Origin of the sequence: Streptomyces graminofaciens (assembly GCF_030294945.1) — a bacterium.
Taxonomy (GTDB): domain Bacteria; phylum Actinomycetota; class Actinomycetes; order Streptomycetales; family Streptomycetaceae; genus Streptomyces; species Streptomyces graminofaciens.
The window spans coordinates 52,182-73,598 of sequence record NZ_AP018448.1 but is presented as its reverse complement, the minus strand read 5'-3'; the positions used below and the strand labels follow the sequence as shown (position 1 = coordinate 73,598).

At 70.0% G+C, this 21,417-nt stretch carries 22 protein-coding genes and 3 pseudogenes; 8 read left to right on the top strand and 17 right to left on the bottom strand.

All coding sequences use genetic code 11. The annotated features are described in order from the left end of the window. Window positions 1-6 precede the first annotated feature (6 nt). A complete protein-coding gene (locus SGFS_RS00390) occupies window positions 7-1,308 on the bottom strand; it encodes a Rieske 2Fe-2S domain-containing protein (protein ID WP_286246682.1) in 1,302 nt (433 codons plus the stop codon). Window positions 1,309-1,539: 231 nt separating this feature from the next. On the opposite strand from SGFS_RS00390, the gene SGFS_RS00385 reads away from it, so the two are divergent. The 3 genes from SGFS_RS00385 to SGFS_RS00375 all read left to right on the top strand — a co-directional run bounded on the left by SGFS_RS00385 (window position 1,540) and on the right by SGFS_RS00375 (window position 3,536). Next, window positions 1,540-2,181 (top strand): TetR/AcrR family transcriptional regulator, encoded by a 642-nt coding sequence (locus tag SGFS_RS00385; protein ID WP_286246681.1) that lies wholly within the window; start codon window positions 1,540-1,542, stop codon window positions 2,179-2,181. 128 nt (window positions 2,182-2,309) lie between these two features. Continuing rightward, entirely contained in the window at window positions 2,310-2,732 is a 423-nt protein-coding gene (locus SGFS_RS00380) for a GlcG/HbpS family heme-binding protein (RefSeq protein WP_286246680.1), read from the top strand. Between the two features lie 489 nt (window positions 2,733-3,221). Beyond that, the gene (locus tag SGFS_RS00375) at window positions 3,222-3,536 is read left to right on the top strand and encodes a hypothetical protein (protein ID WP_286246679.1); all 315 of its coding nucleotides are present in this window, start codon (window positions 3,222-3,224) and stop codon (window positions 3,534-3,536) included. A 135-nt stretch (window positions 3,537-3,671) separates the two neighbouring features. Here SGFS_RS00375 and SGFS_RS51670 read toward each other — a convergent pair whose 3' ends face one another. Beyond that, entirely contained in the window at window positions 3,672-4,652 is a 981-nt protein-coding gene (locus SGFS_RS51670; RefSeq protein WP_434025847.1) for an ISAzo13-like element transposase-related protein, read from the bottom strand. A gap of 47 nt (window positions 4,653-4,699) precedes the next feature. Here SGFS_RS51670 and SGFS_RS00360 point away from each other — a divergent pair. Continuing rightward, window positions 4,700-5,176 (top strand): annotated as a pseudogene (locus SGFS_RS00360) (transposase); the annotation flags it as partial. A gap of 27 nt (window positions 5,177-5,203) precedes the next feature. On the opposite strand, the gene SGFS_RS00355 reads toward SGFS_RS00360, so the two are convergent. Next, complete coding sequence (locus tag SGFS_RS00355) at window positions 5,204-5,710, bottom strand: hypothetical protein (protein ID WP_286246678.1); 507 nt, start codon at window positions 5,708-5,710, stop codon at window positions 5,204-5,206. Window positions 5,711-5,881: 171 nt separating this feature from the next. Further along, window positions 5,882-6,146 (bottom strand): annotated as a pseudogene (locus SGFS_RS00350) (helix-turn-helix transcriptional regulator). Between the two features lie 562 nt (window positions 6,147-6,708). Here SGFS_RS00350 and SGFS_RS00345 point away from each other — a divergent pair. Continuing rightward, the gene (locus SGFS_RS00345) at window positions 6,709-7,854 is read left to right on the top strand and encodes a chymotrypsin family serine protease (protein WP_286246676.1); all 1,146 of its coding nucleotides are present in this window, start codon (window positions 6,709-6,711) and stop codon (window positions 7,852-7,854) included. A 237-nt stretch (window positions 7,855-8,091) separates the two neighbouring features. Beyond that, window positions 8,092-9,123, top strand: a complete 1,032-nt coding sequence (locus SGFS_RS00340; protein WP_286246674.1) for an FKBP-type peptidyl-prolyl cis-trans isomerase — start codon at window positions 8,092-8,094, stop codon at window positions 9,121-9,123. Between the two features lie 257 nt (window positions 9,124-9,380). On the opposite strand, the pseudogene SGFS_RS00335 reads toward SGFS_RS00340, so the two are convergent. Together SGFS_RS00335 and SGFS_RS00330 are read right to left on the bottom strand one after the other, a co-directional pair. Beyond that, a pseudogene (locus tag SGFS_RS00335) lies at window positions 9,381-9,793 on the bottom strand (IS6 family transposase); the annotation flags it as partial. Between the two features lie 66 nt (window positions 9,794-9,859). Then, on the bottom strand, window positions 9,860-11,152 hold the full coding sequence (locus SGFS_RS00330; protein ID WP_286246672.1) for a helix-turn-helix domain-containing protein: 1,293 nt from the start codon (window positions 11,150-11,152) through the stop codon (window positions 9,860-9,862). A gap of 187 nt (window positions 11,153-11,339) precedes the next feature. Between SGFS_RS00330 and SGFS_RS00325 the strand changes: the two genes are divergently transcribed. Then, window positions 11,340-11,810 (top strand): glycine-rich domain-containing protein, encoded by a 471-nt coding sequence (locus SGFS_RS00325; protein ID WP_046914556.1) that lies wholly within the window; start codon window positions 11,340-11,342, stop codon window positions 11,808-11,810. Between the two features lie 110 nt (window positions 11,811-11,920). Next, window positions 11,921-12,622 carry a class I SAM-dependent methyltransferase gene (locus tag SGFS_RS00320; RefSeq protein ID WP_286246666.1) on the top strand — a complete coding sequence of 234 codons (702 nt, stop codon included), beginning with the start codon at window positions 11,921-11,923 and terminating at the stop codon, window positions 12,620-12,622. A 113-nt stretch (window positions 12,623-12,735) separates the two neighbouring features. Here SGFS_RS00320 and SGFS_RS00315 read toward each other — a convergent pair whose 3' ends face one another. The 11 genes from SGFS_RS00315 to SGFS_RS00265 form a co-directional block, all read right to left on the bottom strand. Next, a complete protein-coding gene (locus SGFS_RS00315) occupies window positions 12,736-13,590 on the bottom strand; it encodes a hypothetical protein (RefSeq protein ID WP_286246665.1) in 855 nt (284 codons plus the stop codon). Then, window positions 13,577-13,930: a hypothetical protein gene (locus tag SGFS_RS00310; RefSeq protein ID WP_286246664.1), complete on the bottom strand. Its 354-nt coding sequence runs from the start codon at window positions 13,928-13,930 to the stop codon at window positions 13,577-13,579. Before SGFS_RS00310 ends, SGFS_RS00315 begins: the two co-directional genes overlap by 14 nt. A 67-nt stretch (window positions 13,931-13,997) precedes the next feature. Next, entirely contained in the window at window positions 13,998-15,011 is a 1,014-nt protein-coding gene (locus SGFS_RS00305; protein ID WP_286246663.1) for an NAD(P)H-dependent glycerol-3-phosphate dehydrogenase, read from the bottom strand. Then, complete coding sequence (locus SGFS_RS00300; protein WP_286246661.1) at window positions 15,008-15,886, bottom strand: class I SAM-dependent methyltransferase; 879 nt, start codon at window positions 15,884-15,886, stop codon at window positions 15,008-15,010. The genes SGFS_RS00305 and SGFS_RS00300 overlap by 4 nt, the downstream gene beginning before the upstream one ends. Next, window positions 15,883-17,013 (bottom strand): YcaO-like family protein, encoded by a 1,131-nt coding sequence (locus tag SGFS_RS00295; RefSeq protein ID WP_286259719.1) that lies wholly within the window; start codon window positions 17,011-17,013, stop codon window positions 15,883-15,885. Before SGFS_RS00295 ends, SGFS_RS00300 begins: the two co-directional genes overlap by 4 nt. Window positions 17,014-17,027: 14 nt before the next feature. Beyond that, entirely contained in the window at window positions 17,028-18,266 is a 1,239-nt protein-coding gene (locus SGFS_RS00290) for a TfuA-like protein (protein ID WP_286246660.1), read from the bottom strand. Between the two features lie 320 nt (window positions 18,267-18,586). Then, on the bottom strand, window positions 18,587-19,006 hold the full coding sequence (locus tag SGFS_RS00285) for a hypothetical protein (RefSeq protein ID WP_286246657.1): 420 nt from the start codon (window positions 19,004-19,006) through the stop codon (window positions 18,587-18,589). Next, complete coding sequence (locus tag SGFS_RS00280) at window positions 18,993-19,583, bottom strand: ATP-binding protein (protein WP_286246655.1); 591 nt, start codon at window positions 19,581-19,583, stop codon at window positions 18,993-18,995. Before SGFS_RS00280 ends, SGFS_RS00285 begins: the two co-directional genes overlap by 14 nt. Window positions 19,584-19,600: 17 nt before the next feature. Continuing rightward, complete coding sequence (locus SGFS_RS00275; RefSeq protein WP_286246653.1) at window positions 19,601-20,224, bottom strand: GntR family transcriptional regulator; 624 nt, start codon at window positions 20,222-20,224, stop codon at window positions 19,601-19,603. A gap of 81 nt (window positions 20,225-20,305) precedes the next feature. After that, window positions 20,306-20,494, bottom strand: a complete 189-nt coding sequence (locus tag SGFS_RS00270) for a hypothetical protein (RefSeq protein ID WP_286246651.1) — start codon at window positions 20,492-20,494, stop codon at window positions 20,306-20,308. An 8-nt stretch (window positions 20,495-20,502) separates the two neighbouring features. Further along, window positions 20,503-21,396 carry a hypothetical protein gene (locus SGFS_RS00265; RefSeq protein ID WP_286246650.1) on the bottom strand — a complete coding sequence of 298 codons (894 nt, stop codon included), beginning with the start codon at window positions 21,394-21,396 and terminating at the stop codon, window positions 20,503-20,505. Between the last annotated feature and the right edge of the window lie 21 nt (window positions 21,397-21,417).

Sequence of the window (21,417 nt, the reverse complement as noted above, 5' to 3'; positions counted from 1 at the left end):
GCTCGCTCAGTTTCCGGCAGTGGCCGTGGCCGTGGCGTCGGTGCTGTCACCCGCCGGTCGTTTGCCGATGGTGAACAGACCGGACTGGGTGTGATGGACCTCGGAAGCGTCGCGGATGATGTTGATCGGGTCGCGCCCGGCCTCGACGTCGTCGGCCATCGTCAGGAGCATGCGGCGCAGCATGACGACGCCGCGGTCGCCGGTGGCCAGGGTCTCCTCGGAGTCGAGGGTGATCGTTCCCTGGGAGCCCTGGGCCTCGGTGTCGCCGGGGAACAGTTGGCGTTCCTCGTCGGTCAGTTCGTGGTTCTGCTTGCCGTTCTGTGTGATGCCGATAACGAAGCGGACCATGCGCTCGGGGTCGTTGGTGCGGATGGAGAAGAAGAGCCGGTGGCTGGTGTCGTCGGAGGGCACGACCCACAGCAGTTGGTCCGGGCGGGCGTCGGGGGTGACCTTCACGTAGTCGGGCAGGCCGAAGACGTTGGGCAGGTGCTGCTCGACGGCGAAGCCGTACTCGGTGACCTCGCCGTTCTCGCCCTCGACTTCGAATCGCTGGGTGTACTTCACGCCGTGGTCGGTGCGCTCGTAGGTCAGGCGCTCGGCGATGGTGGCGGGGTCGAAGAAGTTCTCGGGGTAGCCGAAGGTGCCGGTGCCGAGCATCTGGTAGCCGCTGTGCGTGGAGTGCAGCCAGGTGACGTGGGTCGGGTCGGCGGAGTTCTCGTAGATGTTGAGCCAGCTGAAGTCGGCCGGCATGCCGAGGACCGCAGCGTGGGGGACCGGCCAGCTGGCGAAGTACCGCTCGTCCTCGGCGGGGTTCTCCAGGGCGTCGTAGCGGGGGAGTTCGGGCTTGAGCTCGGGCGGGCCCATGTAGACGAAGACCAGGCCGTAGCGCTCCGCGACGGGGTACCAGGGCTGACGGGCGGCATCGCGCCTGCGTCCCAGGGCCGGCTCGCAGGCCTGCTCGACACAGCGGCCCTGCACGTCGAACTTCCAGCCGTGGTAACAGCAGCGGATCCCGTCGTCCTCGACCCGGCCGTAGAAGAGGCTGGCACCGCGGTGGGTGCAGCGCTCGATCACGACGCCGGGGTTGCCCTGCCCGTCCCGGAACACGACCAGGTCCTCGCCCAGGACGCGGGTCTTGTGCGGCAGGGCGCCGGCGACGAGCGTCTCCGAGCTGGCGATCGGGTGCCAGTAGCGGCGCAGAGCCTCGCCCATGGGCGTACCGGGCCCGACCTCGCGCAGGCGGGCGTTGTACGAGGGCTTCGGGCGGCCGTAGCCCGTGCCGGTGTCGAGCTCTGAGGTGGTGGTCATCGTGCTGTCTCCCGTGCGGCTCGGGGACACAGCCGGTGGCCCGTGCAGGGCTGTGGGGGGATCGCCTGCGAGGGCACCGTCCTGTGCGACCCTCAAACTGATAAGTGGATTCACATTCGCATTCTTCTTCGCGAGGCGTCAAGAGGCAGTTCCCGTTCCGCCCTGACCGGTGACCTGATCAGGGGGCGCGGGGCTGCCGGAGCGGATGCCGGCCCCGTATACGGTTGTCGGGTGACTACCGAACCGTCGCTCGATCTGCCGCCGGCACAGCAGGCGCGCAGTCGGCGGACCCAGCAGCGGATCCTGGACGCGGGAACCGCCCTCCTCGAGGAGGGCGGCACCGAAGCGCTCACCATTGCGGCCGTCGCCGCCCGGGCGGGCGTCTCCGTGGGCAGTGTCTACCGGCGCTTCGGCGGCAAAGACCGCCTGATCGCGGGGCTGCAACACGCCATGATCGACGAGTTCCGCGCCGACATCATCCGCCGCTTCGCTCCGCTGCGCACCGATCCGGCCACGATGGTCGCCTCGGCGGTCGCCGGTCTCACCGAGACCTTCGAGGCGCACGAACGTCTGATGCGGGTCTTCATCACCGCGGGCACCATCGATCCCGCGGTGGCCCAGGTGGGATCCGCGGCCAGCATCGACGCCGGCCATGTCTTCAAGCGATTCCTGGAGCCGGTCGTGGCGATGATCGACGCGCCGGAGCCTGAGCTGCGGCTGGACGTCGCCTTCCGTCTGGTGTACGCGGCCTGCATGAACCGCGTACTGCACGGCGAACGCTTCGAGTCCGAACGGCCGCTGACATGGCGTCAGCTCACCGATGAACTGGTCAACGCCGTCTGCCTGTACCTGCTCGGCACGTCGCCACACTGAACGCGGCGGTGGATCTCTAGATGTGAATGTGATTCTATCTTCATGTTCGCATCTGGCGGCGGCACACCGGCCCCACTCGAGGAAGACGGCCGGTTGACCGTTGAGTCGACAAGGGAAGGGGCCGCTCCATGCGAGAGCCGCTCAGCTACGAGATCGCCCACGGCGCCGCACTCGCCGCTCTGGAAGCGGGAAGGGCCGAGGGACACAGCGTGTGCGCGGTCGTGGTCAACCGAAGCGGCGTCACCAAGGTCCTGCTCAGCGACGACGGCGTCGGCCTTCTCGGCATGGAGACCGCGCGACGCAAGGCCTACACCTCGGCCGTGAGCGGCGTCCCCACGGCCAAGTTCGCGGCCTTCGCCGCCTCCCCGCAGATGCAGGTGGCGCCTCCCCACCTGGTTGACTCCAACCTTCTACCGGTCGCCGGCGGCGTGCCGATCGTCACGGCCGACGGGGAGGTCATCGGCGCCATCGGCGTGGGCGGGGCCGACGACACCACGGACGACCGCATCGCGCAGCAGGCCCGGGACGCCGTCGCGAAGGCTGTCGCCTAGGCCGTGCTCCTGCTCGCCGGGCCGGCTGTGTCCGGCCCTGGCGGACGTCTCAGAACATCGCCCGGATGATCCCCACCGTGCGGTCCAGGTGCGGCTCGACCGCTGTCTGCCCTTTCTCAATTGTCGCTGGTCAGCCCCCGGACATCGGTACCCACCCCGCTCCCGGAGTACCGCGAAGCACGGCAACCGCCATGAACCGGACACCACGCGACTACGCCGAAGCCTTGGGGTCTGCCCGGCTCTGCCTGTGCCCGGCCGACACGGCGGGCGGTTCGTAACTTCTTCACTGCAACTCATAAGCTATGATCCGCCAAAATCCTGAGTCAGATCTGTAGACAGCATGGGCATGGTCCATACCCGTCGTCGGCGAATTGCATTCCCTAACTGTCTTGCAATGGATGACCGTTGGGCCCGCTCGCGATGAGAGCAGACCCGGTCGTGGGGGTGCTCACCCAACGGCCCTACCCACACGAGCTATGGAGGTGCAGCATGGCTGCCGTAACACCGAAGAACAAATTTCTCAGAAAGAGGGCGATGCGTGCGGGAGCGATGTCGGTTCTCTGCGCCGCTGTCTTCACGGGACTCGCGACCATACCCGCGCACGCCGCTGGGCAGGATTGGGGATTCTCATCCGATTTCTTCACCAGTGCAAGCGAACGCGACAGTGCCCAAAAGGCTAAAGAGGGCGAGTGTCGGCGAATGGACGGAGTTGTCGTGTTCAGCGACGCACACGAGGTGACAAATGACGATGGGAGCATCTCTTATTTTTACTATTTTTTTGTCGGCTGTCAGCCTAAGCGCTGATCCGGGAGTGTCCAGGGATCGTGCAGTCGGTCTTTCAGCCGTTGGCCTGGACGGTCAGCGGTTCCTCCCGGTGCCGTCGGTCCCGGCGTAGTGAACCCTTCTCGGTAACGTCTTGTGACGGTTCGTGATCTTTGCTCAGGCGGTGCGGCCGTGTTCGATGTGGAGCAGGACGAGGGCGGCCCGGGCGATGCGGGTGATGGCTGCTGGGTCGAGGCTGACCCGCCGCAGGGCCTTGAAGGTGACCTTCAGCAGGGCGTTCGCACGCTCCGCCATGCCGTGCACGCTGCGGATCACCGCGTTGAACGTCCGGTCCGGCTCGGTGAGTTCGCCGCCCTTGGGCTTCTTGACCGGGTGGCGGAACCCATCGCCGATGTTCTCGTAGCCGAGGTCGGTCAGAGTGGGGATGCCCAGGGTGGCGGCGAGCCGGTTGAGGGCGTCGACCAGGCCGTGGGCCCGGGCGCAGGTGGTGTCGTGCTCGCGGCCCGGGCGGACCGGCGACACCCACAGCGGCCAGCCGTCCGGGGCCGCGATGACCTGTACGTTCCCGCCGTGGTGCCGGTGTTTCCCGGACCACCACAGGTCCGCGCCGTTGGGGCCGGCGGCGGCCCGGAACTGGGCGTCGCGGTCGGGGTGTTGGGTGCCTTCGAGGGTCTTGGCGTTGCCCTGCAGGCTGAAACCGGCCCGTTTGAGCAGCCGTCCCACCGTCGGCGCGGAGACCGGGTGGCCCTGCCGGGCCAGTTCCTCGGCCAAGTGGCGCAGCGACTTCGTCGTCCAGCGCAGCGGGGATTCCGGATCACCGCGCTCATCAGGCTCGACCAGTGCCATCAGCGCGTTCACCAGGCCGGGATCGAGCTCCTCGACGAGTTTGCGGCCCCCACCCTCGGCGCGGATGCGTCCGCCGGGCAGCGGCCCGACACCGGACTCCAGTTCTACGATCCCCCGGCGCACGGTGGTCTCGCTCACGGCTGCCGCCCGGTCGGCAGCGCGCACCCCGCCGTGTCCGAGCAGCCTCGCCTCGGCCGCCACCGCCAGACGCCGCTGCCGCTCGTTCAGATGCGGCAGCAACACCGTGAAACGGTGGCGGAGTTGGGACAGCATCTCGTCCGTGATCGCCATAACAGGCCAACGAGCCGCTGATCACGAAGCAACAGGTTGATTCTTGACGGCTCCACTACGCCCGAAATTTGCTGAGCCAGGTTCCGAAATCAGCCCAGCCCTGGGTCGCGACGCTGCTGCGGACGGTCTTCGAACAGCCCGACACTGACGCGGTGAAGGACCAGATGCGGCACGTCCTGGATGCGTTGGAGGCCAAGTTCCCCAAGGCCGCAGCCCACTCGGACACCGCGCAGCACGACCTGCTGGCGTTCACCGCGTTCCCACGTGAGAGCTGGCGGCAGATCTGGTCGAACAACCCGCAGGAACGGCTGAACAAGGAGATCCGGCGTCGCACCGACGTGGTCGGCATCTTCCCCGACCGCACCGCCGTCATCCGCCTGGTCGGCGCGGTGCTGGCCGAGCAGAACGACGAATGGACCGAAGCCCGCCGCTACATGGGCATCGAACTCCTCGCCAAGGCCCGCCTCCACCCGATCGAGTCAGAAACCAGCGAGACCGACCTACCCACCGAACTCACCGCATAGCCTTAAAACGAGATCACCGAGTGGCCGTCAATACACCACTCCCGCGGACGTGACCGTCCCCGTCATGGCGGCCAGGGTGAACCGTCCCGGCGCGTCCTCTGCCAGCCAGCCCCGTTCCACCAGACGCTTCAGCTTCCCCCGCGTCCCCTCGATCTTCGCCGTGGTGGCCTCCAGCCCGATCCGCGGCACGATCTGCTTGGCCTGCAACGGACCCGAAGCATCAGCGACGATCTCCACGATGTCCCGGTACACATCCGGCAGCACCCCAACGACCAGGCCCTCCCGCCACGGCGGCACCGCCATCACCCCGATGCCGTGAGGCGCCGGCGCTTCCTGGGGTTCTGGCACATCCTCCGCGGCCGACAACTCCGCCAGCACCTGCGCGACGATCTCCCGCGTGATCTCCAACCGCGACAGATCCTCCCGGGCTTTCTCCAGCCGGACGGCCAACTCCGCAGCCTCCACCTGGAGTTCTTCCACTCGCTGTCGAGCCGCGGCCTCCCGCGCCTGGAGCTCTTCCGGCAACGACACCATCGCGCCCCACCTCCACCTCGCCACAGTAGAAGTACGACGGCACCGCCCACACGTCAATCAGCGTCTTCCCAGCTCAGCTATCCCTCGAAAGGATCCGCACCCATGTGCGTTCTATGCATGCTCGCCGGTTCGGGTGATTCGCGCGGCGCGCCAGGCCTGACGCGACCGGAGTCAGGCGCCCTTGGTCCCGGGTGGGGTGTGGTCGTCGCAGAGCGAGCCGAGCAGTTCCTCGATGGGGACATCGAAGGCGTGCGCGAGGGCGTGCCAGGTGGTGACGGTGCCGACGGCCCGGCCATGTTCCAGGTCGATCAGCGTGCGCCGGGCCAGGCCGCCGAGGCCGGCAAGTTCGTCGAAGGTCCACTCGAGCGCGTTCCTCAGCCGCGCCAGCGTCACACGCAGGGCATCGCGGTCCGGGTCGGGTCGGCAAGATCGTCACCCCACCATCCGACGGTGCAGACACCTGCCCTGTCAGTGCGGATTTCTGCACTATCAGTCAGGTGGGCGCGTCCGGCACCCGCCCTGCGCGAGTGCAGGGATCTGCACTACGGTGCGGGCGGCGCGCGCGTACGTCCGGGAGGCCACCGCGCGAGAACGACGCGGACCGGAACGGAGGGACACGAGCCGATGCGGCTTGCTGGCACACACGCCGCGGTGCAGCGCATCTGGACTGTGCACCTGCGCCTGCAGGCGGGCGGGCCGGCCCTGACCTGTCCCCGCTGCGCGCACAGCCCACTGGGCGCTCTGAACGCATGCTCCGTAACAGCTCATGCAACAAATCCATCAAGACTGTTTGGAGGCTGAGATGCCGCCGCGCGGCGGCTGCAACGTCCTTCCGCTTTGCTGGAGTTCACCAGGGCACCCACTTCGGGAACCCGCCAGTGAAACGAGGGATGAGCATGAGCCTCCGACTGTTCTCAAGAAAGGGCCCGCGCGCGGGGGCGGCCGCGCCGCTCCCGTCCAGGCAGACAAGGCACAAAAGGAAGACTATCCGGTACGTCATGGCGGCGGGCCTGACGCTGACCGCGGGAGCGGGTCTCCTCGGCACCTTCCCCGCCCAGGCAGAAGACACGCCCGCATCCCTGACCACGGACCAGTGGAGCCAGGTCGACGCCTACTCCAGGGCCAATGACGCGTTGGGAGTAGCGCCAGGAGCATCCGGCGCGCTTGTACGGTTGCCCGCCGACCGGATTGAGCCGGTGATCGAGAAGGATGCGCCGCCTTCTACGACCGTCAAGGCGAGCCGTTTCACCAAGGGCGACATCACATCCATCGACGGCGCTGTCAGGGAGGCGCTGCGCCCGGACCACTCGACCGAATACGGGTTGATGAGCCAGTACGACGTGGCCACCGACAGGGTCGTCGTGACCACCGACGCCCCGTCGACCCTCAGCGAGCCGCTGGTCCGCGAGTACGGGGACAAGATCAAGATCGAGTCCGGCAAGTTCGCGGCCCAGCGCGGGCGATACAGGGACACCGTCCCGTTCTACGGCGGCCTGTCCCTCACCCGCGAGGGCAGTGGCCGGTGTAGCGGAGGGGTGAGCGTGATGCGTGCGGACACCGCCTACATGACCACCGCGGCGCACTGCTACCCGATCAACCCCAATGTGGGTGTGTACAACTACACGACAGACTGGGAGGAGGTCGGCAAGGTCACCAACCGGTACAATGGGATCGACCAGGAGCTCTTGCATCGGGATGTGACGCCCATCCGCGGGGCCTACTTCGGGAGGATCTGGAGCGGGCAGAGCCCAAACGCTCTCGACTACCTCAACATCGAGGGCCAGCTGCCGGCTTTCCTCGGCCTGGACAACATCTGTGTGACCGGTCAGACGACCTATGCCCACTGCGGCAACAAAGTCACGGACATGTCGCCCGGCAGCATCTGCTGGCCCGACACCCAGATCTGCGTCGAAGGCGGCGGCTCCTTCCTGTACCGGCCGGACCCCTGCGCCAACTGCACGGTGAAGTTCACCGAGGGCGGCGACTCCGGAGCCCCCATCTACAAGTGGACCAGGAACGAAACCGCCAAGATCGTCGGCCTGCACACGGGCGTGGTCTGGCGGAGCGGTGTCCAGTACATGGTCGGTGTCCGCATCGGGCCCGCCTTGGACAAGATGGGCGCCACGTTGAACACGGCGCCGTAGCGCCCACGCGCGCCGGGCATCACCACAGCACAGCTCACAGCCTTCTCGGGGGCATCCGCGCCCGGGAAGGCTGGACCCGGAGCTCATGTTCCCTTGGCCCATCGGTGGTCGACGAGGAACCGGACCTGCCTCCACCTGCCGCCCGAAGTGCGTGGCTGAGGCGTCCGGTTGCCTTGCCTCTCCCCGGCCGCCGGCACTCCCCGCCGTAACGATTGCCGACTCCCCCTGAGGATTCCCATGTACCGAGCTACCGTACTCGCGGCCTTCTCGTCCCTGGCTGTACCGCTGTTGCTCTCCGGGTGCAGCGTGGGCGGCGATTCCCCGGACGTCAACCGCGTGCCCACCCCCAGCGTCGCGACCACCGCCCCTTCCGACACGGCTGGAGGTGACAAGGGCACGGAGAGCGTGCCCGATCCGGTTCGTTACGCCGCCCCCATGCCTTCCGTCTCCGGCCCGGTGGGTGGCAAGGCGGAGATACGTCTTCCATCCGGCCGGCCCAGTGGCAAGTTCGTCGTCTCCACCGTGGTGAAGGGCACGGGAGCCGTGGTGCGGCGGACGGACTGGGTGACCGTTCGCTACAGCGCCGAGAACTGGACAGCGCGCAAGTCCGTGCCCGGTGCTTATCAACTGACCCAAGCGGGTTCCGGAAAGCTGTTGCCCGCCTTCGAGGAGGCGCTGATCGGCCGCAGGGTCGGGAGTCGGGTGCTGGTGGTGGCACCGCCCGCCGCGGCGTTCGGCGGCAGGGGCAGCTCGACCTTGGGGGTCGGAGCGGGCGCCACCGTGGTCTTCGCCATCGACATCGTCGCCGACACACCTGCCGCCACCGTGCTCACTGGCCCGCACACCGCTCCGCCAGCCGGCATGCCGCAGGTCCGCGTAAAGGGCAAGGCCGCCCCGACCATCACGCCGGTCAAGGGTGCATCGGCCCCGAGGAAACTGCGCCGCGCGGTCATCTTTCCAGGCGACGGACCGACCGTCCGAGCAGGCCAAGCCGTCCTCGCCCAAGTCACCTATGCCGGCTGGAAGGACGGCAAGGTGTACGAGTCCACCTTGCAGCATGGCGGTGCGACAGCTTTCCGTGTCGGCGAGAACAAGGTCATCAAGGCCATGGACCTGGGGATAGTCGGTCAGCGGGTGGGCAGCCGTGTCGAACTGGCGGTACCGCCCGACATGGTCAACGGCGGACACACATGGCGTCACGCCCCGCCCGGTACGCCGCTGGTCTTCGTCATCGACATCCTGCACGCGGTGAAGTGCAAGCTGCCGTGAACGCCGTTCCACGAACCTGCAGGGCCCGCGGTGATCACCGCCCGGGCCTGCCCTGCGCAGAAGGGGCTGATCGGTGGTGGTGATGTCGACCTGGGAGCCCGATGGCACGTCCTCCCGACCAACATAGGAGACAGTCGGCGAACCCACGCCACCTGACCGCGAGGCATCCGCAGCACTCGCTCAGGGGTGAACACGGAGAATACTCTTGGCGGCCACGAACAAAGGGTTCGCGGTGCGCCGTAGGAGCGGAGCTTCTAGGTGACGATCCCCCGGGGCACCGCGTGTGTCTTCTTCATCAGGCGGTGGAAGAAGCGACTGGCCGCGGCCTTGTCCCGGCGGTGCTGCACGAGGATGTCCAGGACGTTGCCGTCCTGGTCGACGGCCCGCCACAGGTACCGCTGCTCGCCGTTGATTTTGATGAAGCCCCCTCGTCCAGGTGCCATTTGTCACCTGGCCGGGGCTGCCGCCGGCGCAGCGCGCCTGCGTACCGCTGCCCGAACTTGGCGCACCAGCGGCGCACCGTCTCGTACGAGACGGCGATCCCGCGCTCGAGCATGAGCTCCTCGACCTCGCGGAACGACAGCGGGAAACGGAAGTACAGCCATACGCAGTGGGAGATGACCTCGACCGGGTACCGGCGCCCCTTGTACGACGGCGACACGGCCCCCACGGACAGCCCCTACCAGCACGATCAACCAGAAGATCATCCCACCGGCTAACCAACTTGACAGCGCCGTCAGCTGGCCCGTGTCACGGCGGTGTGCAGTTCGCGTACGCCGCTGGTTCGCGGGTGCCGCTCGGCGAGCTCGGTGACGATGCGGCGGATCGCGGGCCGGTCGCGGACTTCGCCGGGGCTGGCCCTATAGGCGTCCAGCAGCGCGCGGGCGGTCTGCTCGGGCCGCTGCCAGGCCCACCAGGCGCGCGCCATGTCGGTGCCCAGGCGGGCCTTGCGCTCGGCGGTCGGGAACTGCTCGGGCCGCAGGTTCTTCCCGGCGTCCAGGGCGGCGCCGGCGTCACCGAGGGCCCAGTGCACGCCGACCGCGTACAGGTCGACGGCGGCCGGGCTGATGGCGAACAGCCGGCCGGGCGGAGCGGCCTGGGGCAGTCGGCTGGCGGCGCGGCGGGCCTCCTCGGTCATCGCCAGGGCCTCGGTGCGCTGCCCGGCCCGAGCGGCGGTGTAGGCCAGGGTGCACAGCATCTGTGCGTAGGCGGCGGCCGTGGCGTCGGTGCGCAGCCCGCTCGCCTCGAGGTCGTCGGTTGCCGAGGACATCAGGCGCTGAGCGGCGCCGTGCTGGTCCTGGTGGCGCAGCACGATGGCCAACTCCCGTGCTGCGGCCGCGGCTGCGAGCGGGGAGCCGGAGATCTCGGCCCAGGTACGGGCACGGTCCGCGGTGAGCCGGGCGCGGTCGTAGGAGCCGAGCTTGATGAGCACGGCGGAGGCGAGGCTGTACACGGCGGACAGCCGGGCCTGGTCGAGACTGCGGCGGGAGACGGCGCCCTGATGCGCGTCGGCGATGAGGCCGGGCAGGGCGACCAGGAGCCGTGCGTGCGCGCCGCGGTCGTACAGTGCGCGGGCGCCCGTCAGACGGCTGTCCAGCGGCCCAGCACCGGACGGGGCGGGGGTGTCGGCCAGAGCGTCGTCCAGGCCCATCAGCAGGGCGGCGGGGCCTGCGGCCGCCGTGGCGGCGAGCAGCGTACGGCGGCGCATGGGGTCCTCCTCGGCGTCACGCTGACTGGCCGTCACTCTAGTGGCCGTCGTTGCCGTAGCGGGGGGTGGCGCGAGGGATGTCATGAGGATGTGTCGGGGCACGCCGACTTCCCGTGCGGCACGGTGCACCAGGGCCAGGTCAGCGATCCGGGTGCGGCGCTCCAGACGGGAGACGGTCGCGGGCGAGCAGCCGATCCGGTCTGCGAGAGCGGCCAGCGTCCAGCAGTGGTGCTGGCGTCCGATCCGGATGAGCGCGCCGGGGCGCCGCTGCGCGGCTAACTGCAGTGCTGTCGTGCTGTTCCAGAGCGGGTCAACGGGCACGCGTCCCTCCCACACCGCACAGACAGGGGGACCCCACGCTACGGGCGCTGGCCGGGCGCGTCGAGGCCGCTTGCACGACGTGCAAACGCCTTGCACAGATGGAGAGTTGATCACCGCGAGTCCGGTCGGCGCGGTGTGCTCGGTGCACCGCCCCGCGCCGCGGGGCACCGTCCATCGGAGGCACCCCATGGCAGCCACCGCCGCTGTTGCATCCCCTTGGGCCGCAGACCCGGCGACCGGCCCGGTCCGCTACGCACGCAACGTCGTGCCGGCCGACCTGTGGGAGAAGCAGGTCGGGCTCCTCATCCGGGACTACCCCTACGACTCGGTCATGGCCGCCCGGGTCCTCGGTCAGGGCTACGCCTACCTGCTGACCGCGATGAACCACCGGGGCGAGCGGCTGGGGCTGGCGCCCAGCAAGCTCGTCGACATCGGCGTCCACACGGTCATCCTGGACACGGTCGCGTACGCCGAGCTGTGCGAGAAGTTCAACGGCGGACAGTTCTTGCACCACGTGCCCAAGGTGGACATGAAGAACGACGGCTCCGTGATCAAGACGGCCCACATCGTCGCCGCCGACGGCTGGGAGGTCGACCTGCCGTTGTGGACGGACGCCGCCGACTGCGGCCCGTGCCACCCCGGCAGCGACTCGCACTGATCACGCCGCAGCTACGAGCGCCTCGGGCCCCGGCCGCACGGCTGGGGCCCGACGGCATGCCCGGGTGAGATTTCGGCGAACCGGCCCACGGCCCGGTTGAGGCCGCCAGGATGGTCCGGGTGACCACCAGCACCGCAGACCTCTGGCACCACTACGGCCGCGCCCGCGCCACCAGTGACCGCGCCGTTCCCGGCACCTTCTACTGGAGTTGGGGCCAGGACGCCGGGCCCGGTCCCGAGGTCCTCGGTGAGGTGACCGGCCGCTGTGTGGGCGACCTCGGCGCCGGCACATCCCGGCATGCAGCGCACCTGGCCGTCCATCACCAGCCGGCCCGGATCGTCGCCGTCGACGCCTCGCCCGCCCAGCACGCCATGGCAGCCGACCTCTATGCCCACCTCGCTCCGCGCCTGCGCATCGTGCAGTCCGACGCGGTGCCCCACCTGCAGGCGATGACGTGCGCGTACGACGTGTTGTACAGCGTCTTCGGCGCCGTGGACTTCACCGACCCGCGCGAGCTGCTGCCTGCGGCGGCCGCCGCCCTCAAGCCGGGCGGACGACTGGTGTTCGCAACCCTCGCCCACTACCTGAACGGGGCACCTGCCCAGCCCGATGCCACGGCCGCCGACATTCCGGCAAAGACACCGGACGGCCGAACCACCACAATGCGCCGCTGGGTCCTCCAGGAGCACGTGTGGACCAAGCTGCTCGACGAGGCCGGATTTACCGACATCACTGTTGACGTGCTGCCCGCCGCCACCGGCGGGCCTCGCACCGCCGACACCCTGCTGGTGAGCGCGTACCACCCGTCTTAAGGGCGGGGCTGTCTATGAGCGGCCGAAGCCGGCTGGGGCCCGGATGCAGTGGTGCCCCGCCGGTTTCCCGTGAGGGGTCTGGCGGGGCGCGACTGCGTCCTGTCGGCGAGAGATCAGGGGGCGAAGGCTGTGTAGGTGCCGGCGGTGAGGCTGGAGAAGGTGATGAGTTGGCGGGGCTTGAGGCAGGTGAAGGCGGCGTGCATGGTGATGCCGGCGGTGATGGCGTAGGGCGTGGTCTGTTCGATGAGCAGGGCGGGTGGCAGGGCGATCTCCGCGGTGATGACGGTCGCGGCGACCAGACGCCACAGCCGGACGTCACGACTGTTGAGGTTGCCCATGTGGCGGCGGACGGGGCCGGGGATGGCGTGCTGGCCCCGGTAGGGAAGCCGGTCCTTGACTTGAGTGTAGGTGTGGACCCATTGAGCCAGGTACAGGCCGGTGCGGAACTGTGGTGAGCGGAGTTTGTGCCAGGCGCTGTTCCAGTAGACGTCGGTGGTGATCAGCACGAGGAGACACAGTGCCCAGGTGTTGGCCGTGCTGGAGCCGTGCTCGATCGCCGGTCCGCGGCCGAGGTCGCCGGCGACGAGGAGGCAGCCGCCGGTGAGCAGGGTGTAGCGCACGGCGTTGGGGCTCTTGAGGTAGCACAGCTCCATCGCGGCACCGGCCAGGACCATCACGAGCGCCGCCCGGGGCGCCAGACCCGCCGCGAAGGCGGCGGCCGCCATCGTGCGGGCGATCAGCACGGGCCGGTAGGCGCCGCTCAGGCACCGGGCCCGTGCGGGGCCGTAGCGCTGCTCGGCGGTGTGGGTGCTGAGTGAGCCGGGGGCGAACCGGTCCCATCCGCCCTGGCCGAAGGAGAGGGCGAACCGCAGGGTGCAGACGGTGCCGTAGAGGATGCGGAACAGGTGGAGCCGTCCGGGATCGGTGGGGTGCTGGAACCCGGAGGCGAGGGCGTCAACGAACCACACTGTCAATCACCTCGATCGGCTGCTCGCCCTGCGTGGAGAGGACTCGTCCGCGGCCGTCGATCCGGTCGTACCCGCCGGGGCGGGTCAGGTGGGTGATGATCGTCTGGAGCCGTTCGGGGCTGAGGAGGAAGCTGCCTGGGGAGAGGTAGCGGTAGGGGTTCACCGGTTCGGTGTGGCCGTTCTTGGTGCCGTCGAGGGTGATGATCGTGAAGCGGGCGCGGCAGAACATTTTCCAGCGCAGCCACCTGCCGGGCAGGTGGGTGAACCCGGTGAGCATCCAGCCCACGAGGGCGGCGGTGACGGCGAGTTGGACAGCGGACGGCACAGGTGTGGCGTGCATGGGAAAGGGGCCTCCGTGATGGGGAGGGTGACGTGGTGAGGGGCGCTGCGCGAGGGGCGCCCGGGGGTCAGTGCTCGGGCTTGGGGGGCCGCTGCATGAGTGCGGCGGCGGCCTCATCGAGCGTGACCTTCTCGTGCAGGAGTGCAGAGACGATGTCCGTGATCGGCATCTCGACGCCGTGGGCGCGGGCGAGTTCGAGGACGGCCCCTGCGGACTTGACGCCTTCGGTGGTCTGCCGGGTGGCGGCTGTGGCCTCCTCGACGCTCATGCCCTGGCCCAGGTGGGTGCCGAAGGTGCGGTTGCGTGAACGCGGTGAGGAACACGTGGCCACGAGGTCGCCGAGTCCGGCCAGTCCCGCGAGGGTGACCGGGCTGGCGCCCATGGCCACGGCCAGGCGGGTGGTCTCCGCCAGTCCGCGGGTGATGAGCATGGCGGTGGCGTTGTGGCCCATACCCATGCCGGCCGCGATGCCCACGGCGAGCGCGATGACGTTCTTGACCGCGCCGCCCATCTCGCAGCCGACGACGTCGGTGCTGGTGTAGGGCCGGAAGTACGGGGTGAGACAGGCCGTCTGGACGCGTCGGGCGACGCTGTCGTCCGGGCAGGCCACCGTGGCGGCCGCTGGCTGGCCCTGCATGATCTCGCCCGCCAGGTTCGGCCCGGACAGCACCGCGATCCGCTCCGCGCCGATGCCGGTCACCTCGGCGATGATCTGACTGGCGCGCTTGCCGCTTGCGGTCTCGATGCCCTTCATCAGCGACACGACCACGGTGTCCGCTGCGATGAGCGGCGCCCACGCGGTCAGGTTCTCGCGCAGAGCCTGCGCGGGAATGGACAGGACCAGGAAGTCCGCGCCGTCCAGGGCGGCCGCCGGCTCGGTCGTGGCCGTGAGCAGAGCGGGAAGCTCGGTCTCGGGGAAGTAGGCCGGGTTGCGGTGCCGGATGTTGATCGCGTCGGCGATCTCGGGGCGGCGGGCGTGTACGGTGACCCGGCTGCCGGCGTCCGCCATGATTTTGGCGACGGCCGTGCCCCAGGACCCGGCCGAGAACACCGCCGCGCGGCTGTGCTTGCGCTGGCTCACTGCGGGGTCCTCTCGCTGGTCACAGTGCCCTCCGCGCGGCGGCCGGGCTCGGGCATCCTATCGGCCTCCTCGTCCTCTGCGTGTGGCGTCGGGGGGCGTCGCAGGGTCAGCAGTACCGCGCGGCGGCCGTTCAGGGCGGGCAGCATCCGGCGCGCCTCGTGGAGCATGAACCGCGCCTGGTCGCCGAGTTCGCGGTGCAGGTCGTCGGCGTGCGCGAGCCACAGCCGGTAGAGCCGCTCCCACATGGCCGGTTCGCCGGGGCGTTCGTCGATGTGCTCCACGGTGAGGCCGGCCGCATGGGCCTGCTCCTCCCAGGCGGGTTCGGCGCCCGGGCGCAGGGACCGGGTGAGGGTGAGGCGGCCGCCGGGCGCGAGGATGCGGCCCAGCTCGCGGACCGCCTTGCCGCGGTCCTGGGTGAAGCTGAGGGCGTCGATGCAGATGATGCCGTGGGCGTGACGGTCGGGCAGGCCGGTTGCGTCGATTGAGGCGACGTGGAAGGCGGCGCGGTCGGCGGGCACGAACCGGCTGCGGCGCCTGGTCGCGCGGGCGAGGGCGACGGGTGAGATGTCGATGCCCTCCAGGCGGGCGTTCAGGGCGCGGGCCAGCCACAGCCCGATCCCGCCGGTGCCGCATCCCGCGTCCACGAGCCTCTGCCCGGGACGCATCCGCAGCCGGGTCGTCATCAGCCCGAGCAGGGGCCAGTCACACGAGGTGGAGGCGTTGACTTCGTGCGGGTAGTCCTCGCCCATCGCCGCCTCGTACAGGCGGGCGACGAGATCGGTGCGGGCCCGCGCGGCGTGGAAGGCGTCGAAGTGGTCCGCGGGGTCTTCGGTGGGCGGCAGGGGCGCGGGCTGGCGCGCGGTGGGGTGTGTCATCGGGGCATCGCCCTCCTGATCCGTGAGCGGGTGCCGGGACAGACGGCCTGCACCGTGTGGACGGGCAGGCCCGGCGCGGACAGGTCCAGGACCACCGGGTCGTGCCCGGTGACGATCTCGATCCGCTCGGCCACCTCCCCGATGTGGCCGGTGAACCCGCCTAGGGGCGACGGGAAGTGGGCTGTCGCCTGCGGCCACGGCATCGCCGAGCGTGCTGTGGCCGGCCGGTGCGGCAGGCTGCCGAAATCGGGGCTGTCGCTGGGCAGGTCGTCGCGGGTGCCGGCGATGACGGCCGCGCGGGACTGGGCGGCCTCGGTCAGGGCGCGGGTGGCCGCGATGCCGGGGCGGGCGTGGCAGCCGCCGCCGGCGAACACCTGCGGGTGGTCCTCCGACCACAGGTAGGCCACGCACACCGGAAGCCCGTACGGCCCGTCGACGAGGAAGAACTCCAGCCCCATCCCTGCGTCGAGGAGCCGGTTGATCACCTCCCGGGCGTCGGGGTCGGTGACGGTGTGCGGGGCGATCAGTATCCGGTTCCGCCCGCCGCTCCACCCGTCCCGGTACAGCACGTCGCGCTCGACGACCTCGTACAGCGCGTGCAACAGCGCCTCGTCGCGGGTGCTGCCGCACGCCAGGCCGGTGCTGGTCGCCCGCAGCAGATCAGGGGCCCACTCGGGCCGCTGGGCGCGGCGGCGGACCAGATCGACCGGCACCACGGCCGGCTCGCCGCTGATCAGGTGGGTGCCGGGCGTCCACTCCCACGCGATGCGGGCGAGTACATCCGCGCTGTGGGGGACGGTCAGCGGCAGGTCGGCGACGGGGCAGTCGGGGGCGACTTCCGCGGCCGGGCCAGCCGCGGCGATGGGCAGGGGCTGCTCCACGTGCCACAGCTCGATGGCCTCCATGACCGCCGACAGCCGCGCCAGGCCGTCGGTCAGGCCTTTGCCCTGGGAGGTGGTCAGGGTCAGGGAGGCGGGCCGGATCGCTGTCCACACCGGCACTCCGATGCAGTCCAGGCCGGTCAGCCGGGCCACGCGGGTGATCCCGAACCCCGGCAGATAGGGGGCCAGGGCCTGCCATGTCTCCTCGGGGCCCCGGGCCCGCAGGGTGCCCGGCAGGACCGCCATGTCGTCCTCGCGCCTCAACGGGCCGCCTCCGTCCGCTCGTCCATGAATCCGGGCATCAGCCGCTTCGCCGCCTCGACGGCGCGGGCCCCGCTGACCAGTCCCCGCGCGGACGCGACGGTGTCGAAATCACCGGCCGGGCACCGCCAGATCTGCCGGAGCGTGCGGCCGGTGAGGTCGTCGCACACGGCCGCGGTCGAGAACCCCGCCACACTGCGGCGCACCCGGTTCAGGGCCTCGGCGTACCGGGCGACCGCCTGGCGGTCCTCGGGTGTCTCCTCGGCCAGCAGCAGGGCCACGGTCTCCTCGTCGCGTAGGTCGATGGCCGGGTGGAACACCTGATGCGCGGCGAGAGACCCGCCCTGGCCGGTGACCTGCTGCAGCCGGGCGCCGAGCGGCAGTCCCGGCCCGTGCTGGGGACGCAGCGAGCGGTGTTCGAGGTAGGCCGTCCACGTCCGCGTGAACTCCGGGGCGAACGCCTGTTGATAGATCAGCCGGTCCTCGGTGGCCAGGTCTAGCCCGTCAACCCGTGAGCGGGCGAAGGTGTTTGACCAGCGCTGGAAGTGCACCGTCCGCCATACCGGCGGCTCCTCGGCAGGGGCCCCGCGGTGCGGGCTGCGCAGGGCGGCCCGGACCGCGCTGAGTGCCTCGGCCCGCTTGAGGTCACCGAAGTGCGGGTTGCGCCGGCGGCGTTCGGTCAGCCACCGGTCGAACTGCTCCTCGCCGCAGGTGCGGGACACGGCCCGCACCGCGGCCCGGGTGCGCTGCGGGTAGTAGACCTCCCGCAGGGCCTCCAGGAGCACATCTGCCTGCTCCGGGCCGACGATGCCGCGTGCGGTGGCCGTCTTCAGGATGTACCTGAGGTTGACCAGCGGCCACGTCAGTGACTCCTCCTGGCCGTCCGGGGCCTGCCCCACCGCCACCTCGTCATCCCCGCACAGGGCGCCGACGGCGTACCCGCGGTAGATGGTGCCGATGCCGCGCATCCCGTACGGCGCGAGTTCGGCCGCCCGCAGGGCGCCGATGCTCGCCGCCCCGATCACCCGGACCCCGCGGGCCATCGCCGCGATGATCTCCTTGTGCCGCAGCGCGGGGGCCTGGTGGTACAGCCCGTCGATGATCACCGCCGTGTCGCCGTCGGGGACCGACTCGGGGAACAGGTCGCCGTGCCGCACCGGCGGCCGGGACCGTACCTGGGGCGCTGTCAGTAACGGCTCAGGCCGGGACAGGGTCGGCCCGGCAAATACATGGATCACTGCTGAAACCTCCTCGAAAGGGCGGGCGCCCTTCCCCGGCCACCGTCGGCCGGAGAAGGGCGCCCAGGTGAGAACTAGCGGTGAGGACTACTCCTCGTCGTCGACGTCGACCGCGATGACCACCTCTTCGGTGGCGAGGTTCTCGGGCGTCTGCGTGGTCGAGGTCCTGGCGGCGGCCTGCGACTTGGCTTCCATGGGCTTCTCCTTCTTCCTTGTGGTGGTGCGGGCCGGCTGCCCGCACCGGGTGGCGCTGCGGGGCCCTCGGGCTCTCGCCCGGCGGGTCCCGCCTGCCCGCCCAGGCGGGGGCGGGAAGCTCTGGGTCAGTCGATCCGGGGAATCCGCCGCGCGAGTCGGACGACGGCGAACGCGTCCGTGCCGCCTACATATCCGCATACGCCCCAGGTCGAGGGACGGGGCTGGAGGCTCATCGCAGACTCGGCGCTCGTGAGGCTCTCGGCACTGCGCACGCTGACCATCGCCTGGTGATCGGCCCACCCGACGGCGACCTTCACGTAGGGGCTGCGCCGGAAGCTCCCGGCGAACTCCCACGCGAGATCACCGAGGAGGTCGGCGACAGACGGCGTGAAACCCCAGTGGGTGAACGCCTCTGTGACGGTGCGCACCAGATCTTCCGTCCCGGGGCCCACGGGCCAGGTCCAGCGCAGGTATTCGCCCTGCATGCGGGCCGGTCCCGCCGCATGCACGGCAGAGAGCGCGAGCGTGTCGTCAGCGGCGTGCATCGAAAGTGTCCTCGGGGGTGTGGGGGGCTGTGCGGTGTTCTGGGGGGAGGGCGATGTGGGCCCGCACGGCGGTGCCGCAGGCCGTGGGGAAGCTCTCCCACCGGGTCGCCAGGGCCTCGACCAGCACCAGCCCCCGGCCGCCCTCCGCGTCCGCTCCGGCCTGCCGGGCCGAAAGCGTCCGGTAGGCGCTCTGGTCGGTCACGACCACGCAGACCTGCTCGCCGGTGAGGTAGAGGCTCACCTCGATCTCGGAACTCTTCGTGTGCGTCACCGCGTTGGTCGCGAGTTCGGACACGATCAGCGTGAGGTCGTCGGCAACCAGCATCGGGACACGCCACAGACGGCACCCCTCGGCGACCCGGTGACGGGCCTCGGCGGGCGTGCGCGGGTCCCGGCCGTCGAGCGTCCACGTCACCCCGAGATACGGCACCAGCGGCGCCGTCGACCCTCCCGTTCCCGGCTCGGTCCCGGAGACCGGCTGGGGCTCGCTCCAGTTCCGGGCCACCTCCGCGGCGGCGTCGTCGTACTCGTCCACTGGTTCCTCTTCCAGGTGGCTCACCAGGGGCTTCAGGGCCAACCCCGCCTGGTAGGCGGTCAGCCCGTACTTCTCCCCGAGGCTCTGCCGCGACGGAATCTGTGAGTGCAGGGGATACGTGCCCTCTTCGATCGCGCGGCGGACGTACCGCTCCGGCTCCGCCTTGGCGGCCTCCTCGTGTCCTTAGGCCGGGGTCTGGGGCCCTGCGGGTCCAGGACGATCCGGCCGCGGGAGGTGACTGTGCTGAGGAGCCCGCCATCCACGAGCTTGGCGATCACGTTGAGCAGGACGTACAGGGTCACGCCGAACTCGTCGAGGAGCCTCGCCTGGGCCGGGAACCAGGTACTGACGGGGTACACGCCGTGCTCCAGCCGCGTCCGCAGGATCGTCTCCACCCGCTCGGCTGCAGCCTCAGCAGACTCAAGACGGGGCAGCCGGGCGACGAACATCCCCTGACCGGGCACATCGCACACCGTGCCCTCGTTGGCGAGCGCCCGCAGCGCCGTGGCGATCACCTCCTTGGGCAGGCCGAACTCGGCTGCAAGCCGTGCCGTGTCGGGCAGCGGCCTTGTGATGGCGTAGGCACCGTGGAGGATCCGCCCGCGCAGAGCGTCGGTGATGACCTCGTCGGTCGCCAGGCATCGCGCTGGCTCCGACGTCGGGGCCTGTGGGATGGAGCTCAAGAAAACCCGTCCTTATCGGATGTATTGGTGGGGTCCCGGCTGTCTTTGCCGGAGGGGACAGCGACGAAGACAGCCGGCCGTCTACGCGGCGGCTGGCTGCCGCTTGATGAAGTACTGCTCGGCCTGGGCCCGGAGGCGGCTGAGGCACGGCCCGCACGTCATGAACGGGGAGTGTTGTCCGTCCCACTGCACCGGGCCGAGCCAGGTCACCAGCACGCCGGTGCTCTGGCACCCGAGCCGGCAGTCGCCGAAGACCCACCTCGACTCCATGCGCCGGATCACCTCTCGCCTCCCCTGCGCGGCGTCCGCAACTGAGCGGCTCCGCAGACCGCTGCGACGGCGAGGCCCCCGGCCAGCATGTGTGGAACGGGGGCTTCGGCCAGCCAGTTGGCGAGGACGGTGAGGTCGAACACGAAGTGCCCGATCACCACAGGAACGACACCCCCGTACCGCCGGTACAGCCAGACGCGGCCCGCGGCGTACAAGGCGATCGTGAGGGCGACCGCGCCCATGTAGGAGTGGAGAGCGATCTCAACGAGGCAGACCACGCCGTAGATCTGCCACGCCGGGCGGCGACCAGCGGCGAGCAGGGTGACGACCGCCGCCACGATCACGACGTCCTCGATGACGACCGTCGTGACGAACGCGAGAACGCCGTCCGCGACCGTCACCACACCGATGCTGGAGCGCTGCTCCAGCCCCACGACGAGAGCGTCGTCGACCCCGAGGGCCCACAGGCCAGCCGTGATCTGCGCGGTCAGGAAGCCCGAGACCACGCAGATCAGATACGACAGTGAGGTGACCATCCACGTCCGGCGCCGCTGCTCAGTGTCCGAGACGGGAAAGCCTGGGCGCAGCCGAACCCCTTGCGAGCGGCACACCTCGACGGCCAGCCACGCCAAGGCGCATCCGTACACGGCGTCACCCAGGTGCTGGGCGAGCGCGGTCGAGGCCGGCGTCGTCGTGTAGAGGAAGACCGCACCGCCGACGCCGAACCCGAGCAGCTGCGGCCAGCGGGATCCGTGTGACGTTCTGGTGATGACCACCCCGGTGAGCCAGACCGTCACGATCAATGCCCCGCCGAACCGGACCCACTCGGCCAGCACGTCCGGCGCGGCCTGCACGACCCGTGTCGTTCCGGTCGCCAGCGACGGACCGGAGGCGAGCGCCAAGAGCCCGCCAGCCGGTAACAG